Genomic DNA, 20,773 nt, shown 5'->3' with positions numbered 1-20,773 from the left:
TTATAGCTTATCGTTCATTTTTTCCTCTATTTTTTTAGACATTCTAAAAATTAAAAGAATTAATACGGCACAAAATGAAGCTGCAATTCCTATAAAAGCAACTACACTATCTCCTTGAAACGGGTGTTTGAAGTCTAACAAAGTAATATTGAAAACAATAAGTGCCAATGCTAGAAACACTAATATGTTAGTAAAGATTTTCATAAGATTGTTTTTTTTTCTGTTCTGAAATATAAAAAATATTGAGAGTGTTATTTTTTTTGAAATGTCGGTCTCTTAAAAATCAGATTATATTTACAGAGTACATTAGGGGGTAAATTTATAAAAAAAAATATTATACAAACAAACCTTTAACATTAGCGCCGAATAATTTAACAGCAATTGCGAGTAATACAACACCAAAAACCTTTCTAATAACTCCTAAACCTGATTTTCCAAGCATTTCTTCAATTTTTGAAGATGATTTTAATACAAGGTAAACGACAATCATATTGAGTAAAATGGCAATAATGATGTTGATTGTATGGTATTGAGATTTTAAGGATAACAAAGTGGTCATGGTTCCAGCGCCAGCAATTAATGGGAAGGCAATGGGAACGATTGAAGCAGTTGTAGATTCCTCTTCGTCCTTATATAAACGAATGCCCAAAATCATTTCTAAAGCTAGAAAAAATAATACAAAAGAACCAGCCACTGCAAATGAATTGACATCAATTCCAATTATGTTTAGCAATTCTTCTCCAGCAAAAAGAAATAGAATCATAATGATCATGGCTACAATAGTGGCTTTCTCAGACTGGATATGCCCTACTTTAGTACGTAAATCAACAATAATAGGAATGCTTCCTAAAATATCAATTACGGCAAACAATACCATTCCAACAGTTGCAATTTCTTTCCAGCTTAACTCAAACATTTTTTTAATTTTTTATGGGCACAAAAGTACAATTATTTTTGATTTTTAAATGCTTTACGGAGATAGCTATTTCTCGCTCTTTTTTTGATGTAAATTGATTAAAAATGAACTATTTGTGTTAAAAAAAGAAATTGTTCCTAAATAAAAAACAGAGTTGCTGTACGGGTTTATTTATGGTCTTTAATAATAGTGGTTTAAACCGCAGTGGTTTTATTGGTTATGACGCTTTCCTTTGCAACTTGATTACTTTAATGCTACCTTTGCATTCTCAATAGTTATAAAAAAAAAGCATGTTTCAGTTAGGAAAAACCATCGTCTCAGAAGATATATTAAGTAAAGATTTTGTTTGCAATTTGTCTGCTTGTAAGGGCGCTTGTTGTGTAGATGGAGATGCTGGTGCACCACTAAGTTTAGAGGAGACAAAAATTCTGGAAGAAATCTATCCAAAAGTAAAACCATTTCTTCGTAAACAAGGAATTGAAGCTATTGAGGCACAAGGAGTTTGGGTAAAAGGAACAGATGGTGATCTTGAAACGCCACTGATTGACAATAAAGATTGTGCTTATGTTATTTTTGATGGCAAAACGGCACTTTGTGGTATTGAACAAGCCTACAATCAAGGAATAATTGACTGGAAAAAACCTGTTTCTTGTCATTTATATCCAATACGTGTAAAAGATTTCACTGAATTTGCCGCTGTTAATTATGACAAATGGGATATTTGTGATCCAGCCTGTTCACTAGGTCAAGAGCTTGAAGTACCTGTTTATAAATTTGTAAAAGAGGCTTTAGTTCGAAAATTTGGTGAGGATTGGTATTTAGAGCTTGAAAAAGTGGCTCTTGAGATGAAACTTTAATTCATTTGCATCTTAGATTAAAGTATTTTGTTTTCGATTCGATTATCCGAAACAAATTGTCCATTAATTTTTATTTGGAAGGAAAAAATTTAACAAAAAAACATTGTTAAATCATTGTATTTGGATTTTAAAAATCCTATGTATTACGGTGCTTAACGACACTTTTAAATTTTTAAAATACTGTTTTTCAGCCAATTGTATTTACGTCAAAAAAGAATCCTAATTTTTATGTTTGTTAAAAACTAGTGCCGATTGTGGATAAGTTTGGCTTTTAATAATGGCAATATTTTCCAATCTTTGTAATCCACGGAATACATAAATTTTCAAAAAATAAACAACTACAATGTCGCAAATTGAACCAATATTACAAGAGAATAAAAATCGTTTCGTAATCTTTCCTATCAAGCACCATGATATATGGGAATTTTATAAAAGTATGGAAGCTAGTTTTTGGACAGCTGAAGAAATAGATTTATCACAAGACTTAAATGACTGGAATAATAAACTTTCTGATGACGAGCGTTATTTTGTAAAACATATCTTAGCTTTTTTTGCTGCTTCAGATGGTATCGTAAATGAAAATTTAGCTGAAAATTTTGTAAACGAAGTACAATATGCGGAAGCAAAATTCTTTTATGGTTTTCAAATCATGATGGAGAATATTCATAGTGAAACGTATTCTTTATTAATTGATACTTATGTAAAAGATGAAGCTGAGAAAGATGAATTGTTTAATGCATTAGAAGTTTTCCCTGCGATTAAGAAAAAAGCAGATTGGGCTTTACAATGGATTGAATCGGATTCATTTGCAGAACGATTAATTGCTTTTGCAGCGGTAGAAGGGATTTTCTTCTCGGGAGCATTTTGTTCTATCTACTGGTTAAAAAAACGTGGATTAATGCCTGGATTAACTTTTTCTAATGAGTTGATTTCTCGTGACGAAGGAGTTCATTGTGATTTTGCAGTGCATTTACACAACCATCACTTGGTGAATAAAGTGCCAAAAGAAAGAATTAGAAGTATTATTGTAGATGCGCTGAACATCGAAAGAGAATTTATTACGGAATCACTTCCTGTGAGTTTGATAGGGATGAATGCCTTATTGATGACTCAATATTTAGAGTTTGTGGCTGATAGATTATTGGTGGAATTAGGTTGTGAAAGAGAATACAATACTACAAATCCTTTTGATTTCATGGATATGATTTCGTTGCAAGGGAAAACCAATTTCTTCGAAAAGAAAGTGGCTGAATATCAAAAATCAGGTGTGATGAACACGGATGGTGATGCTCAAAAAATATCTTTTGACGCTGATTTTTAGAAATTAGCTTTTAGGTTACCGGTGGCACTAGCCCCGATGGAAGGGAATATCCTTTGTGTTTTTTCTTTAAAAAACACAAAGATAGGAATGAGAGCGGGATTAGCTTCCCAAAAAAAATTAACAAATACCCAAAAAATAGAAAAGGGATTTTCTATTTTTTAAAAAACAATTGAGCTTATGTATGTAATTAAAAGAGATGGTCACAAAGAACCAGTAATGTTTGACAAAATCACGGATAGAATTAAAAAGCTATGCTATGGTTTAAATGATTTGGTAGATGCTGTGAAAGTGGCAATGCGTGTTATTGAAGGACTTTACGATGGGGTTTCGACATCAGAACTGGATAATTTGGCAGCTGAAACAGCAGCGTCAATGACTATCGCACACCCTGATTATGCTCAATTAGCGGCTCGAATTGCCATTTCAAATTTACATTCGAATACCAACAAATCGTTCTCAGAAACGATGAACGAAATGTTTCATTATGTTAATCCAAGAAATGGTCAAAAAGCACCATTGTTATCAGAAGAAGTACATAAAGTAATTCAAGAAAATGCTGAATTTTTAAATTCACATATTATATACAATAGAGATTTTAACTACGATTATTTTGGTTTCAAAACATTAGAGCGTTCTTATTTGCTTAAAATAAACGGGAAAATTGTAGAGCGACCACAACATATGTTGATGCGTGTTTCTGTGGGGATTCACTTGGATGATTTAGATTCTGTTTTAGAAACCTACGACTTAATGTCTAAAAAGTTCTTTACACATGCTACGCCAACGTTGTTTAATTCAGGAACTCCAAAACCACAAATGTCTTCTTGTTTCCTTTTGGCTATGCAAGATGATAGTATTGATGGAATTTATGATACGTTGAAACAAACGGCAAAAATTTCTCAATCAGCAGGTGGAGTAGGTCTTTCTATTCATAATGTTCGTGCGACAGGTTCTTATATACGTGGTACTAACGGAACGTCAAACGGGATTGTTCCTATGTTACGTGTGTTTAATGATACAGCACGTTACGTAGATCAAGGTGGAGGGAAACGTAAAGGAAGTTTTGCTATTTATATCGAAACGTGGCATGCGGATATCTTTGACTTCTTAGACTTGAAAAAGAATACTGGAAAAGAAGAAATGCGTGCTAGAGATTTATTCTTTGCGATGTGGACTTCAGATTTATTCATGAAGCGTGTACAAGAAGATGGAAACTGGACTTTAATGTGTCCAAACGAATGTCCAGGATTGTATGATGTGTATGGTGAGGAATTTGAAAAAATGTACACGGATTATGAAAAAGCAGGTAAAGGTAGAAAAACGATCAAAGCGCATGAATTGTGGGAGAAAATTCTAGAATCTCAAATCGAGACTGGAACGCCATACATGTTATATAAAGATGCAGCTAATCGTAAATCAAACCAAAAGAATTTAGGAACGATTCGTTCGTCTAACTTGTGTACGGAGATTATGGAGTACACCTCTCCAGATGAGGTAGCGGTTTGTAACCTAGCTTCACTTTCATTACCTATGTTTGTTGAGAATGGAAAATTTGATCACGATGCTTTATACAAAGTAACCAAACGGGTAACTAGAAACTTGAATAAGGTAATTGATAGAAATTATTATCCTGTTGAAGAGGCTAAAAACTCTAATATGCGTCATAGACCAATTGGTCTTGGAGTACAAGGATTAGCGGATGCTTTTATTATGTTGCGTTTGCCTTTTACATCTGATGAGGCTAAAAAACTAAACCAAGAAATTTTTGAAACTTTATACTTTGCTGCTGTAACCGCTTCAATGGAAATGGCCAAAGAAGAAGGACCGTATTCTACTTTCAAAGGGTCACCAATTTCTCAAGGAGAATTCCAACACAATTTGTGGGGAATGAAAGATGAAGAATTGTCTGGTCGTTGGGATTGGGGTTCTTTAAGAAAAGAAGTGGTAGAACACGGAGTTCGTAACTCTTTATTGGTGGCGCCTATGCCAACAGCTTCTACTTCACAAATCTTAGGTAACAATGAAGCATTCGAGCCTTATACTTCTAACATTTATACTAGACGTGTACTTTCGGGTGAATTTATTGTAGTGAACAAACATTTGTTACATGACTTAGTAGAGCGTGGTTTATGGAACGAAACGTTGAAACAAGAATTAATGCGTAATAACGGTTCAGTTCAGGACTTAAACATTCCGCAAGATTTGAAAGAACTGTATAAAACTGTTTGGGAAATGTCAATGAAAGATATTATAGATATGTCACGTCAACGTGGTTATTTTGTAGATCAATCTCAATCATTGAACTTGTTTATGCAAAATGCTAACTATTCTAAATTGACTTCTATGCATTTCTATGCATGGCAATCTGGATTGAAAACAGGAATGTATTATTTAAGAACAAAAGCTGCGGTGGATGCGATTAAATTTACATTGAACAATGATAAAAAAACAGAACCAATAGAAATTAAAGAGCAAGAAGTTGCAATTGCAGTGGAAGCAGTAGAACCAGCGGCCATGAGTGCCGAGGAATACAGAGCAATGATTGAACTAGCTAAAAATGCAGGTCCAGACGATTGTGAAATGTGTGGTTCTTAAGTTTTACGAAATAGAATAAAAAGCAGGTAATATTTTATCTATTCGATAAAATTCAATTGAAGCAGTTATTGTAGTAGTAACTGCTTTTTTTGGCAATCAACTCTTTATTTAACAAGTAAAATCAAGTACAAATATATACACATATGTGCTAAATAGTTTTAAAACTAGTATAGCATTATAAAATCATAATCTATAAAAATGGAATTATTACAAGTTATAACAGGAGATCTATTAGAACAATTTGGTTCAGGAAAGGAAATTCCAGGATCAGGAAGTGCTGCAGCATTTCAAGGAATGTTATCTGCAAAATTGCTTATCACGGTAATTAGTTTAACAAAAGGAAAAGAAAAATACGCTCCATTTTTTCCAGCTTTAACACAAATGAATGAACGTATAGAATCACATATTTATCCAAATTTATGTAGGCTATTTCAGCAAGATTCTGATCATTTTGAAAGAACCATTAATTCTCGTAAAGAAAGAGATAGGGCTTTTCGTACTGATACTTATCTCCATAACAAATTATCAATCAAAGCGTTAGAGGAGTTAAAAGTAGCGGTTAATATTCCTTTAGAAATCGCCAAACTGTGTGCTGAACTCGGGAAAATGGCAGCTTTTGTATTTGATAATGGATTTCAGGCAGTTAGGGGGGATTCACATGTCGCATTAAGTGCTGCGTTTTCAGGGCTTTCTAGTTGTTTGTCAATTATACAATTAAATCTAAAGTCTTTCCGTGTTAACGATCATTTATGGATTGAACAAAAGTTAGAGGAAACTAATCCCCTAAAATTAAAATTTAAAGAATTAGATTTGTTGGTTACTGCAAAACTTGTAATTCTTGAAAATGAAGTGAAAGAGAATTTGGAATTAATTAAAGATATTAATTCTTTAATTTATGAATATAAAGGGAAGAGGTATTTGTCTGATGAAGATATTGAAATTTATTCAGTCGCATTACAAAACGTAATTTGGAAATATCGAATGACTATTTGGGGTAAAAATAGTTCCTTACATCCAATTGATATTTTAAAACCAGAATACATTTTTAGAAAAGGATTGTCGTATAACTGCTATGTAAAAGATGAAATTGATACAGCTTCCGAAAATTCTAAAATTCAAGTTGCAGGTATAATTGATCAGCGCAATAAAATTGTTCTAATATCGTGTAAAGTTAAAAAAGAAGTTCAGAATTTTACATTTGCACATGAATTAGGTCATGCCTTATTACATAAAAAGATGGTGTTACATCGTGATTTGCCTATTGATGGATCTAAAACGAATCGAAATATTGAAGAGTATCAGGCTGATAAATTTGCATCATATTTTCTAATGCCAAAAAAACAAGTTATAGCGATATTTAAAGAAATATTTTTAACGGATAAATTTATTATAGATGAAAATACAGCATTTAATCTAGTGAAAAAAGGCCCTTATGCCCTTAGAATAGAATGTAAGAATTTAAGAGGATTGTCAAGAAAATTAGCTAAAGTTGAAGCTTATAATAATCAGTATTTTAAATCTATATCTGAGATATTTAATGTATCGGTTGAAACAATGGCAATTAGACTTGAAGAATTAGGTTTATTAGATTTTTAAAAAGAGTATTAGGAGTTTATGATGAGGGTTAAATAGAATTTAATGATGTTTTTTAACAACATTAAGAATGTTCAATATGTTGAGAGAATAATATTGTCTTGGTATTTGAAGAATAACGTTGAAAGAATTTAGTTAGATATTTGCAAATAAAAATCATATCGAATATGAAAAACGAGTTAATAAGAAGTTTGACTAATGATTTTGAAGATCACTCTCAAAAAACCGAAAGTGGAATTGAATTTTGGTTTGCTAGAGATATTCAACATCTTTTAGGGTATGCTGAATGGCGAAATTTTACTAAAGTAATTTCTAAAGCAAAGATTTCGTGTGAAGTCTCTGATAATCTGATATTAGACCATTTTGTTGACGTCAACAAAATGGTCGTTATTGGCTCAGGAACAGAGCGAGAAATTGATGATATAATGCTAACTCGTTATGCGTGTTATTTGATTGCTCAAAATGGAGATCCAAGAAAAGAACAAATTGCATTTGCTCAAAACTATTTTGCCGTTCAAACAAGAAAATTTGAGTTAATCGCCAAAAGAATAGATGACTGGGAACGACTTAATGCGAGACAGAAATTAACTTTATCTGAAAAGGAATTATCAGAACTTATTTTTGAAAAAACTGGAAACGATAAAAATTTTGGAATAATAAGAAGTAAAGGAGATCAGGCGTTGTTTGGAGGGAAAAACACTTCCCAAATGAAGAAAAAGCTTGGAGTTCCTGATAGTAGGCCTTTGGCAGATTTTCTTTCAACAATCGTCATAAAAGCAAAAGATTTTGCAACTGAAATTACTGTGTTTAATACAAAAGACAAAGGTTTGTCTTCTGAAAAAAATATTTCTACGGAGCATGTTAAAAATAACTTAGGCGTTCGAAAACTGTTATTAGAAAGAAAGATTGTTCCTGAAAATCTTCCTCCAGAGGAAGATATAAAAAAATTGGAGCGACGAGTTAATTCAGAAATTAAAGGAATAAGTAAAAACCCTGATAAACTAACTTAATTAAAAAAAGCAGCTATCAATTTTGATAGCTGCTTTTTATTTGGAGTTGATTGGTTTTACTTGCAACTCAAAAAGCTAAACCGTTCTTTTTGTGAGGTATAATTATATAAAACTAACAAATAATTCTATAAAATGATTGAGCTACATAGGAGGTATATTTGTAATATCAAATGACAGAATTATGAGCGCAATTGAAAAAACTAAGGAGCTAAGTAAAAAAATGATACGTTTATTTTATGCTACTTGTACCAATGAATTAATTGTGTATTCAAAACAAGCCAGTAATATCGAGATATTTATTTTAGCCTTTTTTATAGAATGCAATCGTCTTTTTATTGCCGACAGTTTTTTCATGGATGTGTTTAAAAAATAAATTGAAGACTAACTCGTGTTGGCTTTTGCTAGATCGAGGGTCATATATTAAAATACGGAGCTGCCTTTTTAGGTAGCTTTTTTTGTTCTGCCTGTATTTTATTTTTTATAAAATAGATTTAATTATACTTCATAATTGTGAATAATCTGATTAATATTTTAAGAATAATTCACTATATTTGAGTAGGTTATGGTTTATTGAAATTCTTTTTTAAATTCTTAAAAAAAGCAATTATGAAAAATAAAACATTTACAATTACAGATCATTTGCTTGCTAGTCAAGGGCAGCGTTTATTGAATCTATTACTCGACTTACTCTTCATTTATATCATTATTTTAAGCGTGGGAACATCCATTATTTTGATAGCCGATGTTGCCAATAAATTTACGATCTCTGATTGGGTTGAAACCCTGAGTTGGACCGCAATACTATTCTATGGCATGTTGATACTGTTTCTTTATTATTTTTTAACCGAGGTTTATTTCTCAAGAACACTAGCTAAATTAGTTACCAGAACTATCGTGGTTAAAAGTGATGGTTTAAAGCCTACAATCGATATGATTTTTATTCGAACTATTTGTCGTTTTATCCCTTTTGAGGGCTTGTCCTACTTGGGATCCGTTTCTTGGGGATGGCATGATCGCTTTTCGGGGACTTATGTAGTTAAGAAAAGGAAATTAGCGAAAAGCATACAGTACTTTAATCATCCAGAAGAATTTGGTAGAGCCGAATAATCAAAAAACCCTAGTGCGTATGAGACACTAGGGTTTTTGCTTTCAATTAAATAGTGGCGGTATTGGTAACGGCAATTCGCATTTTTTTAGCTGCGGCAACCATTTCGATCAATGCTTTTTTGGTTTCATCCCAATGGCGGGTTTTTAAACCACAGTCTGGGTTGACCCACAATTGATCAATAGGTATCACGGCAGCTGCTTTTTTTAATAAATGAACCATTTCTTGACTCGAGGGAACACGTGGTGAGTGAATGTCATACACTCCTGGTCCAATCTCGTTTGGGTATTTGAAATAAGCAAAGGCGTCTAGTAATTCCATTTGGGAACGGGAACATTCTATAGTGATTACATCGGCATCCATATCGGCGATATTTTGAATGATATCATTGAACTCACTATAACACATATGTGTGTGAATTTGAGTGTCATCTTTTACACCACTTGCCGAAATTCTAAAAGCTTTTACGGCCCAATCTAAATAGGCCGCCCATTCTTCTTTGCGCAATGGTAATCCTTCTCTAATGGCTGGTTCATCAATTTGTATGATTTTGATTCCTGCTTGCTCTAGATCTACCACTTCATCACGAATCGCTAAGGCAATTTGCGTGCAGGTTTCTGATCTTGGTTGGTCATTACGTACAAATGACCATTGCAAGATAGTTACGGGTCCTGTAAGCATTCCTTTAACCCATTTAGGTGTTATGGATTGTGCAAACTCGGCCCATTTGACTGTCATAGGTTTTGGACGAGATACATCACCATAAATAACAGGTGGTTTTACGCAACGACTTCCGTAGCTTTGAACCCAACCGTTTTTGGTAAAAGCAAATCCATCGAGTTGTTCTCCAAAATATTCCACCATATCATTACGCTCAAATTCACCATGTACTAAAACATCTATGCCAGACTCTTCTTGAAAACGGATGGTTTCTTCGGTTTCTTTTCGAAGAAGGTCGTCATATTCCAATTGGGATAAGTCTCCTTTTTTAAATTTGGCTCTCCAGCTACGTACTTCAGGAGTTTGTGGAAATGAACCAATAGTGGTGGTTGGGAACAACGGTAATTGTAAAGCGTCAATTTGTTGTTGTCTTCTCACCGAAAAAGGGCTTTTTCTTCTCGAATCTTCTTCGACAATACTAGCAACTCTGTTTTTTACAGCCTCATTGTGAATGATTGTTGCTTTTTTTCTGTTGCTATTTGCCAATGTATTTTCCTCAAAAACAGCTTGGTCATTTTCCGTAATTTCGTTCGAAGCTAAATTTCTTAGAACAACAACCTCGTCTACTTTTTGTTTGGCGAAAGCCAGCCATTGTTTAATTTCTGGAGTGAGCGTTTCGTCATTGGTTTCTAAATCTAGGTCACATGGCGAATGAATTAAAGAACAAGATGGAGCAATGAAAATACGGTCAGTTCCAAGAGCATCCGTAGCTTTCTGGATTAGTGCTAACGATTTTTTGAAATCATTTTTCCAAATGTTTCTACCGTCAATAACTCCTAGTGAAAGCGAAGTTGTTTTTGCTAATAAATTAGATTCTAAAATATCGTCTAATTGTAATGAACAACGCACTAAATCCAAATGAAAAGTATGAACTGGAAGGGATAAAGCAGTTGCTAAATTTTCTCCGAAGCAATCAAAATAGTTGGCAAGAATGATTTTGATTTTTGGGAATTTTTCATTGATTTTAGTATACACATACACTAATGTGGCTCTTTCAATATCTGTTAGATTTAAAGCCAAAAAAGGTTCGTCAAACTGAACATATTCTACTTTTTCCTCTTGTAATTTTTGTAAAATGTCAAAATAAACAGGAAGTAGTTTATTGATGAGGTCAATTCTATGAAAACCTTCTTGCTTTTCTTTTCCAAGAAGTAAATAAGAAACGGGTCCTATAATTACTGGTTTAGTCTGATATCCTGCTGCTTTTGCCTCTTTGTATTCGTCAATAATTTTTTCTGAAAACAATTCGAATTCTTGATTTTTAGAAAATTCAGGTACAATATAATGGTAATTAGTATCAAACCATTTGGTCATTTCCATGGCTACAACATCTTGACCTTCTTTTTGAGCACCTCTTGCCATAGCAAAATATAAATCGAGAACCGAATTCTCTTTTGCGAAAGCTTTATACTGCTCGGGAATAACGCCAAGCGTTAGAGATAAATCAAGTACTTGATCGTAAAAAGAGAAATCATTTGACGGAATTAAATCAATTCCAGCATTAAATTGAAGTGCCCAGTTTTCTTTTCGGATGTTTTTTCCTGTAGAAATAAGTTCTTCGGCTGTGATTTTACCAGACCAGTATAGTTCACTCGCTTTTTTTAATTCTCTGTTGCTGCCTATTCTTGGATAACCTAAATTGTTTGTTTTCATTTTTTAGTATTTATTTCTAAACAAAGGTATAAGCTTAGTGTTAAATACTTAATTTTGGCCTTTAACTAAGTAATATGAACTGTATATTGTAAAAAATACAGTATTTAATTTCGTTTAGTATTTAAATAAATAACATTAGCAGTAAAAAACACTATGGAAAATCTAGATGCAACCGACATACAAATTCTAAAACACCTTCAAGAAGACTCTAATATCAACATAAAAGACCTAGCGAGTAAGTTGTTCTTAACCGCAACACCAGTTTACGAGCGTATAAAAAGATTGGAAAGGGAAGGATATATTATGAAATATGTCGCTTTATTAGATAAACAAAAAATGAATTTGGGTATGATTGTTTTTTGTAACGTACGATTAAAAGAGCACGCTCGAAATGTAGGTAGCAATTTTGTTAAAGATATTGTTGCACTTCCTGAAATCATAGAATCGTACAATATTGCTGGAGATTATGATTTTATGCTGAAAATATTAGTCAAGGATATGGCAAGTTATCAGGACTTTGTAATGAATAAATTGTCCACGATTGACAATATAGGGAATACCCAAACTATTTTTGTAATGGGGGAAATTAAGCATAGTACAGCCTTGAATTTTTAATAGCAACAACGTTTTTTGTCGTTTTAGGAGCAGACAGTTTATTGGTTTTAGCAACATTGGTCCCGCTTTTCGCTATATCTCTAGTGTCTGCTTTCGCTAACACTAGAGGATGCCGCTACAATCGGGGCTAGCGATTACAATTGGTAGTTTTTAAGTAAATTACCATTGGAAGCATCAATTTGGTAAAAACCAAATCCATTAATTTAAAAGACTTTGTTATAATTTTAAAATAGCATTAACCGTATTTTCGGCAGCAATTACAGCTCCTTCCATATAACCAGGAAATTGATTTGCCGTTTCTGTTCCTGCAAAAAACAAACGATTTTCACAGTAAGATTCTCTAAATAAAGGATGTCCATTGTTTTGATGCGGATACATAAAACCAATTTGTTTTGCGCTTTTGGTTTGTTTTTCTTTGGCCCAAACTGTTTCGTGATAAGACGTAAAATCTAGTGCGTCCTTACCAAAAACCTTAACCAATTGTGTTTTTAATTTTTCTAAACGATCTGTTTTAGAATATATTTCCATTCCAGAACTAATAAAACCGCAAAGGGCAAATTTATCTAAGGAAATATTTGACTGATCATAGAATTCAGTTATGGGACCTACATTGCTAAATAAAGTGCCTGAATAATTCTTGTTGCGCCAAAACGGTACTGCATATACAAAAGCAACTTTAATAGAATCTTGCATCCAAGTATGCGTTTTATTAGCGATATCAGTTAGTTTTTGTGGAAGAGCAGGAGTAACGATAATTTCATTTGTAAATAAAGCTGGTGGCAAAGTCGAAATCACATAATCAGCATCAAAAGATTGATTATGAGTTTTAATTTGAATCTTTTCATTTTCAAAATCAAGACTAGAAACGGTTTCGTTTAAGTGAATAGGAACAGTTGTTAGTTTGTTTTTTAAGGTGTCAATAAGTTGGCTTGTGCCACCCGAAACACGATAACTTGGGCTATTTTCTGGAATCTGGATTTCTTGTACGGCAGCTGCCGAAAATGGTTCGAAATACGAGGTGCCTTGCATGAATTGTTCAAAATAATCCAATTCTAGTTCGCTTAAAAGATTTCTAAAGTTAACATGAATAGCATTAAACCAGGTCGCGCCCATTTCGACCTGAGCGGTATCTGTACTTATGGTGTGAATTCGTCCGCCTATGCGTTCTCTGGCTTCGATAATTTCGGTTTCAAAACCTTTGTATTGTAAACGATAAGCAGTTAGTAATCCGCTTAATCCTGCTCCCAATATGATTATTTTTTTGGACATTGCTCTAGTAGTTATTGGTTGTAAAAATACAATCTGTTTGTTTAAAAATGGTTTTATAGTATCAATTTATTAAATAGTCTTATTGTTGATTTTAATCATTTTTAATTGATTGCTCAATTTAAGACAGGTTTTCTTTTGTTGCTTTTATAAATCAACAGAAACTTATTTTTAGTTATTGGTATTTCTCTATCTTTGAATAATTATCCAAATATTCAAATTCGACAAAAACAGTATGAACTGGGAACAACTTTTATCATTAAAACGACAAGGCGACACAAGCAAAAGATTACGTATTGAACAAGATGACACCCGATTGGGTTTTGAAGTAGATTACGACCGTATTATTTTCTCTGCCGCTTTTAGAAGTTTACAAGATAAGACACAAGTGATTCCTCTTTCTAAAACCGACTTTGTACACACTCGATTGACGCATAGTTTAGAAGTTTCAGTTGTGGGACGTTCTTTAGGGCGATTAGTTGGTAAAAAGATAATTGATAAATACCCTCATTTAAAAGAAGTACATGGCTACCATATGAATGATTTTGGCGCTATTGTAGCAGCAGCTTCATTGGCTCACGATATAGGGAATCCTCCTTTTGGTCATTCTGGAGAGAAAGCAATTGGAGAGTATTTTTCAATTGGAAAGGGTAAACAATACAAAGACCAATTGTCTAACAAAGAATGGCAGGATTTAATTGATTTTGAAGGAAATGCCAATGGTTTTTCGGTGCTTACAGCAAGTCGCCCAGGAATTGAAGGCGGACTACGTATTTCGTATGCTACACTTGGTGCTTTTATGAAATATCCAAAGGAAAGTTTGCCTAAAAAACCAACCAAAAATATTGCTGATAAAAAATACGGATTCTTCCAAACGGATAAAAAGTTTTTTGAACATGTGGCTAAAGACATGGGCATGATTCCTAATAAGTCGGGCAGTGATATTGGATTTGAAAGACATCCACTGGCTTATTTAGTAGAGGCCGCGGATGATATTTGTTATACGATTATTGATTTTGAAGATGGAATTAATTTAGGATTGGTTTCGGAAGATTTTGCCTTAGAGTACTTAATCAAATTGGTAAAAGACAGTATTGATACTTCAAAATATAAAACATTAGAAACAAAAGAAGACCGAATCAGTTATTTGCGTGCATTGGCTATAGGTAGTTTAATCAACGATGCGGTAAAAGTATTTGTAGATAATGAAGAGGCGATTTTAAATGGAAAATTTCCGTATGCTTTGACGGATAAAAGCAAGTATAAAGCACAGATGGATGATATTATTAAAATCAGTGTGAACAATATTTATCAAAGTCGCGAAGTGATTGAAAAAGAAATTGTGGGCTACCAGATTATTCAGACCTTGCTAGATAAGTTCATAACAGCTTTCAATAACAATTTCAATGGGACGGCTTCTAATTATGACAAATTAATTTTGAAATTATTACCTGAAAGACACCATTTAGAGAAAGAAAATTTATATGAAAGATTGCTTCATATTTGCCATTATATTTCATTGCTAACTGATGGAAATGCATTAGAATTGTTTGATACTATCAATGGGAAAAAGAAGGATTAGGTCACTAAAAATCATAAACAAGACCAACTCCTAGAGTTTGTTTTAGTTGTGTTTTTGGACCTACAGTAATTTGCTCTCCATTAACATCTTCTTTTGCTTTAATATCATCATCATAAATAATATGTGCTCCTATATTTGTGCGTATGTGTTCGTTTACGACTAAATCCAAAACTAAATCATAATCTACATCAATATTCCCAAATTTATTGATGTAATCAGAGTAAAGACTCACGCGATTTTCTAGCGTTACGTTTTTAACCACCTCTTTTTTGTACAAACCAGTTACTAATATTCCAAGTTCTATTTTTGATTTTTCTCCTTGTCTAATTAGATTTCCGTTGATGTCATATATTGCTTTTTCAACCCCAAATGATCCTTGATTGGCTAGCCTTTGGTCTAAAACAAAAGTCATTTTAGAGGTGAATGGAGAAAGATAAAACATTCTGTCTTTCTTTTTAGTAGCATATTCAGCTCCTAAACCTAAGAACACATAAGCTGGAGCAAAAGGTTTTGAAACGGAAATTTCTTTATTTGGGTAGGAGTAACCATCAGTAAACTGAGTGTTAAAATTAAATTTTGCTGTATGATACCAGTTTGAAATAGTGTCATTTCTATAGCCAAAAGCAGAATTAAATTGGAATACATCATCAGTTTTACGAAGTTCAATCCCATCTTGTTTGTTTAAGCCATAACGCATAATAAGTTCGTTTGACCAATTGTAATTGTCCTTAGTATATACTCGGTTAAATTTTGTTTTTAATAAACCGGAAATAGAACTGGTCCCCCCAGCATTCCAATTCACAAAAGCAATTTCGGAGATGTCAAATCCAATTCTATTTTTCTTTACCCAATGTGAAGCGGTGTCTTTTATTGGTTGTGGAGGAATTAATGTAGTTATGATTTTTTGTGAGTAACTATTTATTGAAATTAAAATTAATAAACAGGTGAATGATAGTAATTTAAACATAGGTTTTTTTAGTTAGTGGGCGCAAAATAATTATTTTCATTTACTTGAAAAAATTATTTCTAAATTTTTAACGTCAATTTTGCAAATTTGTTGTTGTTGTAGCACACTTCCTTGTTCAATAAACTTATCAGGAATCCCTAATGTGTCTATTTTTAGGTTATAATTATTTTGAGATGCAAATTCTAAAATGGCACTTCCGAAACCTCCAATTATAGATCCATCTTCTATTGTTATAATTGATTTTGATTGTTTAAAAATAGAGTGTAGTTCCTTTTCATCTAATGGTTTAACGAAAGGAAAGTCATAATGAGATATTGTTTTTGGGTTATTTAAATTAGCCAAAGCATCTGTGACATTTTTCCCTATGGTTCCAGTAGACAGTACAGCTACTTCGCTCCCCTTTTTTAAACAAGTTGCTTTTCCAATTTCGATTTCTTCATAATTTCCTAGATGTTTGGATCGCCAATCAGGTGTTACGCCACGGCCTCTAGGATAGCGAATAGCGATAGGGTTTTTTAGACCTAGCTGGGCAGTATATAAAATGTTTTGAAGGGCAATTTCATTCAAAGGGGCATAAATAATCATATTTGGAATACAGCGTAAATACGAAATATCAAAAACACCATGATGCGTTGCGCCATCTTCGCCAACTAAACCAGCACGATCCAAACAAAATATAACAGGTAAGTTTTGTATTGCGACATCATGAATCACTTGGTCGTAAGCGCGCTGTAAAAAAGTCGAGTAAATATTGCAAAAAACGATCATGCCTTGCGTTGCCATTCCTGCTGAAAGTGTTACCGCATGCTGCTCTGCAATTCCAACATCAAAAGCACGTTCAGGTAAGGCATCCATCATTAATTTTAGGGAACTCCCTGAGGGCATAGCTGGTGTGATGCCTATAATTTTTTTATTTTTTCTAGCTAAATCTAATACGGTTAAACCAAAAACATCTTGGTATTTTGGAGCAAGATTTCCCTCGGACTTTAAATGAATTTCTCCTGATTTTGCATCAAATTTCCCAGGAGCATGGTATTTTACCTGATCTTCCTCAGCCTGTTTTAATCCTTTTCCTTTTGTAGTTATCACATGAAGGAATTTTGGACCTTTTATTTTTTGTAAACGTTTTAATTCTTTAATAACAGCAAAAATATCATGTCCATCAATAGGTCCTGAATAATTAAAATTCAGGGATTTAATCATATTGTTTTGTCTTGGATTCTTTCCTTCCTTTACAGCAGTTAGATAGTTTTTTAAAGCGCCTACACTAGGGTCAATACCAATCGCGTTGTCGTTAAGTATTACTAATAAATTAGCATCTGTTACTCCAGCATGATTTAGTCCTTCAAAAGCCATTCCGGAGGCGATGGAGGCGTCCCCAATGACTGCTATGTGTTGTTTTTCAAAGTCTCCGTTTAAATTTGAAGCAATTGCCATTCCTAAAGCTGCTGAAATGGAAGTAGAGGAATGGCCTACGCCAAAGGCATCATAGATGCTTTCACTTCTTTTTGGGAAGCCAGATATACCGCCTAATTGCCTATTGGTATGAAAAGTTTCTCTTCTACCAGTCAATATTTTATGTCCGTACGCTTGATGACCTACATCCCAAATCAATAAATCCTCTGGAGTATTGAATACATAATGCAAGGCAATGGTAAGTTCGATAACACCTAAGCTAGCACCCAGATGTCCTTCTTTTACGGATACAATATCAATTATAAAATCACGTAATTCTTTGGCTACTTGAGGAAGTTGAGCTTCGTCAAGTTGGCGTAAATCGATTGGGGTATTTATGTTTGAAAGTAAATTAGCTGACATAAAGCAAATGTACGATTTGAAATTGTATTTTTACATTCGATAAAAAAGTTGTTAGATAAAGATTAACAAACATAAGGATGATTCACAAAGAATTTAAAATTTGTGAATTTGTAGCTATTATTATGGAAAACATTTTCACCGACGAATATTTTATGAAAAAGGCTTTGAATGAGGCCGAAATAGCTTTTGAAAAAGGAGAAATTCCTGTAGGGGCTATTATTGTGATTAATAATACAATTATAGCCCGGTCTCATAATTTGACGGAATTATTGAACGATGTGACTGCACATGCTGAAATGCAAAACATAACGGCAGCGGCTAATTATCTTGGGGGAAAATATTTGAAAGATTGCACGCTTTATGTTACGCTGGAGCCTTGCCAGATGTGTGCTGGAGCTTTGTATTGGAGCCAGATTTCTAAAATTGTTTTTGGAGCCAGTGATTTACAGCGCGGTTTTCAAAAAATGGGAACGCAACTGCATCCAAAAACTGCTGTTGTTCATGGTGTTCTAGCAGATGAAGCTGCTGAATTGATGAAGCGGTTTTTTGTTAGAAAAAGGAAGTGATTTTTTAAAAACCCAAAAGGGATAATTTGATTAAAGGTTAAACAAGTATTTAATAAGTTTCTCCCGTATTTATTGCATGATTATAGCCACTGGTTGTTAGATCAGCCCACTCCCAGCCATCATCTTTAATAAGGGACAGTAATAATTGACGTCTGGTTTTTAGTTTTTCATATTCTAAATCTACCTTTTCACCGGATATAATTTTTATTCCTTTATTCTCAAGGGCTGTAAGTTTTAGTATGGGTGGGATTTCTTTACCAGGTACTATAAAAGTGGCTGGAAGAGTAACGAGATAGCTAGAAATGGCTTTCCTCAGTCTAATAAGAATGTTTTTTGAAGGTCGTTGGTCTACTGGAATATTATAAAGTAATATAGTAAGCATCTCGTCAAGGTTCGTAAGATTGAGAACAAAGGCCTCTTTTCTGTCTGAGGAGTGAAAAAAATGCAAGACTGAGTATGCTTTATGATTTTGGGCGTGTAAAATGATAGAATCTATGAGGCTTATAAAAGGTTGTTCTAGCTCTTTAAAATCTTTTCCATTCCAGTAATTCAATAGAATTTCTTCTGCCGATCCACCAAGTGTATTGATATAAACACTTATTTTTCTTTTCATTATTTCAGCTGAAACCACTGGAATTAAATAGGTAATCGCTATAGAAATCAAAATCAAACCTGTAAAAGAAAGTATAGCAGTAAGTATGTCCCAAAATTCACCTGAGGATTCCATGTCACCTAAACCTAAAGTAGATAGGGTGTAGCCAGTATAATAAATCTTATTAATAATTGTCGTTTTCGAATTAGTTTCAACATTCATAATTGAATTAGGATCACTAATGAACAACAAGCTAGCCGATATCCATATAAGAAACAGCCAGTTAATCAGAATCGAAACTAAAATAAAAGCTCCTCCAAGTTCTAAAACTTTTTTGCGTCCTGTTTTTTTATTAATGACCAATAATAGACTCCAAATAGATTTGGATAACCTTTTTGAAATAAAACCGGCTCCACGAACGGATAATGATGTATTTATTAAATCGGAAGCAGTTACTAAAAGGAGAATGATTCCTAGAAAAAAAACAAAATAGTTCATAGTCTTGATTTTATACTTGTCAAAATTCCAACATTAATGTTGGTCTTGTCTAGTAGTTTAGCTATAGTTAGGCAACTAATATAGGGAATAAACAGTTAATATAGTGTCGTTCTTAGAAGGTGAAAATAAAGACCCTAATTAAATTGACTTTGATTTATGATTTAATCTTTTTTAATCTCACTGGGTTTCCTATTTCTTTGTTTTTTATAATAATTTGAGAGATGACTTTCATCAGTAAAACCAAATTCATATGCAATTTGTTTAATTGACATTTGTTTAAGAATTATTCTTTTTTCAATTAGTTGTATTTTTAGGTTATTGATATAGTCTCTATAAGTTAGAGAAAAATTGCGTTTAAAATAAGTACCAAAATACGTATGGGATATATTGAAATGATTGGCAATTGTTTTGATTTGAACTAGTTTTGGATTGTAAATGTTTTGATGAATATAGGAAATGATTTGATCGTTATCAATAGCATTTCCTGTGATTTGCATATTCATGCCGCGCATAGTTTCCTTGATTAGTCCAAAAATAGAAAGTATTTGATAGAAAATGATTGGTGAACTTGAAATGTTTGTTTTGCAATTGTACTTAGTGATGTTTTCGATTGTATTTTTTAGTATTATTTTGCAAGTTTCATCGAGTCTCAAAACATTTTCTTTTAGAGATTGGTCTCGCATGAAATTCTCTGGTGTGTTTAGAAGAAACTCGTCACAAGAGAGTTTTTTGTTTGAGTTAAAATAAGTGTCGGTGAATTTTATAAAGACAAATCGAGTACTTTTTTTAATGTCAAAATAATGTTCATCATCAGGTGAAATCACAAATAAGTCTCCAGCTCTATAGGGTAATAGATTTTTGTTTAAATGATGAATTCCGTTTCCTTTTAAGATGTAGATGATTTCGTAATAGGTGTGACTATGCGTTGGGAGGTGAAACTTTTCTTCTTCAAATTCATCAATAACTAATGACTCAAATTGATTTAACTTTTTCATAACGGATAACTACAAGTTTATAGTGTAAATCTACAATTTATTCCATTGCTTAATAAATAAATTTGCAAAATCTAATAGCAGCTTATTTTAAAAAAAGCTGCATA

Annotated in this window: 18 protein-coding genes; 10 read left to right on the top strand and 8 right to left on the bottom strand. The window is 33.0% G+C overall.

Going from position 1 to position 20,773, the window contains the following annotated elements:
• Together AB3G36_RS02220 and AB3G36_RS02215 are read right to left on the bottom strand one after the other, a co-directional pair.
• On the bottom strand, positions 1-204 hold the full coding sequence (locus AB3G36_RS02220) for a hypothetical protein (protein ID WP_367755567.1): 204 nt from the start codon (positions 202-204) through the stop codon (positions 1-3).
• A 130-nt stretch (positions 205-334) separates the two neighbouring features.
• The gene (locus tag AB3G36_RS02215) at positions 335-916 is read right to left on the bottom strand and encodes a MarC family protein (protein WP_367755565.1); all 582 of its coding nucleotides are present in this window, start codon (positions 914-916) and stop codon (positions 335-337) included.
• Positions 917-1,206: 290 nt separating this feature from the next.
• Between AB3G36_RS02215 and AB3G36_RS02210 the strand changes: the two genes are divergently transcribed.
• The 7 genes from AB3G36_RS02210 to AB3G36_RS02180 all read left to right on the top strand — a co-directional run bounded on the left by AB3G36_RS02210 (position 1,207) and on the right by AB3G36_RS02180 (position 9,399).
• Positions 1,207-1,773 carry a DUF3109 family protein gene (locus tag AB3G36_RS02210; RefSeq protein WP_367755563.1) on the top strand — a complete coding sequence of 189 codons (567 nt, stop codon included), beginning with the start codon at positions 1,207-1,209 and terminating at the stop codon, positions 1,771-1,773.
• Positions 1,774-2,116: 343 nt separating this feature from the next.
• A complete protein-coding gene (locus AB3G36_RS02205; RefSeq protein WP_367755561.1) occupies positions 2,117-3,094 on the top strand; it encodes a ribonucleotide-diphosphate reductase subunit beta in 978 nt (325 codons plus the stop codon).
• A gap of 177 nt (positions 3,095-3,271) precedes the next feature.
• A complete protein-coding gene (locus tag AB3G36_RS02200; RefSeq protein WP_367755559.1) occupies positions 3,272-5,689 on the top strand; it encodes a ribonucleoside-diphosphate reductase subunit alpha in 2,418 nt (805 codons plus the stop codon).
• Between the two features lie 198 nt (positions 5,690-5,887).
• A complete protein-coding gene (locus AB3G36_RS02195) occupies positions 5,888-7,285 on the top strand; it encodes a cyclodeaminase/cyclohydrolase family protein (protein WP_367755557.1) in 1,398 nt (465 codons plus the stop codon).
• Positions 7,286-7,449: 164 nt separating this feature from the next.
• Positions 7,450-8,292: a DNA damage-inducible protein D gene (gene dinD / locus AB3G36_RS02190; RefSeq protein WP_367755555.1), complete on the top strand. Its 843-nt coding sequence runs from the start codon at positions 7,450-7,452 to the stop codon at positions 8,290-8,292.
• A 181-nt stretch (positions 8,293-8,473) separates the two neighbouring features.
• Positions 8,474-8,665, top strand: coding sequence for a hypothetical protein (locus AB3G36_RS02185; protein WP_367755553.1), 192 nt, complete (start codon positions 8,474-8,476; stop codon positions 8,663-8,665).
• Positions 8,666-8,898: 233 nt separating this feature from the next.
• Positions 8,899-9,399, top strand: coding sequence for an RDD family protein (locus AB3G36_RS02180; RefSeq protein ID WP_367755551.1), 501 nt, complete (start codon positions 8,899-8,901; stop codon positions 9,397-9,399).
• 46 nt (positions 9,400-9,445) lie between these two features.
• Here the strand turns inward: AB3G36_RS02180 and metE are convergent, their stop codons facing one another.
• Positions 9,446-11,770 (bottom strand): 5-methyltetrahydropteroyltriglutamate--homocysteine S-methyltransferase, encoded by a 2,325-nt coding sequence (metE, locus tag AB3G36_RS02175; protein ID WP_367755549.1) that lies wholly within the window; start codon positions 11,768-11,770, stop codon positions 9,446-9,448.
• Between the two features lie 153 nt (positions 11,771-11,923).
• Here metE and AB3G36_RS02170 point away from each other — a divergent pair, with 153 nt between their 5' ends.
• Positions 11,924-12,385 (top strand): Lrp/AsnC family transcriptional regulator, encoded by a 462-nt coding sequence (locus AB3G36_RS02170; RefSeq protein ID WP_367755547.1) that lies wholly within the window; start codon positions 11,924-11,926, stop codon positions 12,383-12,385.
• 216 nt (positions 12,386-12,601) lie between these two features.
• On the opposite strand, the gene AB3G36_RS02165 is transcribed toward AB3G36_RS02170, so the two are convergent.
• Positions 12,602-13,654, bottom strand: coding sequence for a flavin monoamine oxidase family protein (locus AB3G36_RS02165; protein WP_367755545.1), 1,053 nt, complete (start codon positions 13,652-13,654; stop codon positions 12,602-12,604).
• A 232-nt stretch (positions 13,655-13,886) separates the two neighbouring features.
• Between AB3G36_RS02165 and AB3G36_RS02160 the strand changes: the two genes are divergently transcribed.
• Entirely contained in the window at positions 13,887-15,233 is a 1,347-nt protein-coding gene (locus AB3G36_RS02160; RefSeq protein WP_367755543.1) for a deoxyguanosinetriphosphate triphosphohydrolase, read from the top strand.
• A 4-nt stretch (positions 15,234-15,237) separates the two neighbouring features.
• Here AB3G36_RS02160 and AB3G36_RS02155 read toward each other — a convergent pair whose 3' ends face one another.
• Entirely contained in the window at positions 15,238-16,200 is a 963-nt protein-coding gene (locus AB3G36_RS02155; protein ID WP_367755541.1) for a DUF3078 domain-containing protein, read from the bottom strand.
• A gap of 36 nt (positions 16,201-16,236) precedes the next feature.
• The gene (locus tag AB3G36_RS02150) at positions 16,237-18,018 is read right to left on the bottom strand and encodes a 1-deoxy-D-xylulose-5-phosphate synthase (protein WP_367755539.1); all 1,782 of its coding nucleotides are present in this window, start codon (positions 18,016-18,018) and stop codon (positions 16,237-16,239) included.
• A gap of 122 nt (positions 18,019-18,140) precedes the next feature.
• Between AB3G36_RS02150 and AB3G36_RS02145 the strand changes: the two genes are divergently transcribed.
• Positions 18,141-18,584 (top strand): nucleoside deaminase, encoded by a 444-nt coding sequence (locus tag AB3G36_RS02145; protein WP_367757869.1) that lies wholly within the window; start codon positions 18,141-18,143, stop codon positions 18,582-18,584.
• A 49-nt stretch (positions 18,585-18,633) separates the two neighbouring features.
• Here AB3G36_RS02145 and AB3G36_RS02140 read toward each other — a convergent pair whose 3' ends face one another.
• A complete protein-coding gene (locus AB3G36_RS02140) occupies positions 18,634-19,674 on the bottom strand; it encodes an ion channel (protein WP_367755537.1) in 1,041 nt (346 codons plus the stop codon).
• Between the two features lie 161 nt (positions 19,675-19,835).
• Positions 19,836-20,669, bottom strand: a complete 834-nt coding sequence (locus AB3G36_RS02135; protein WP_367755535.1) for an AraC family transcriptional regulator — start codon at positions 20,667-20,669, stop codon at positions 19,836-19,838.
• Positions 20,670-20,773: the final 104 nt, after the last annotated feature.

Origin of the sequence: Flavobacterium sp. WC2430, from assembly GCF_040822075.1 — a bacterium.
GTDB lineage: Bacteria > Bacteroidota > Bacteroidia > Flavobacteriales > Flavobacteriaceae > Flavobacterium.
This window is presented reverse-complemented; position numbering and strand designations above follow the sequence as displayed.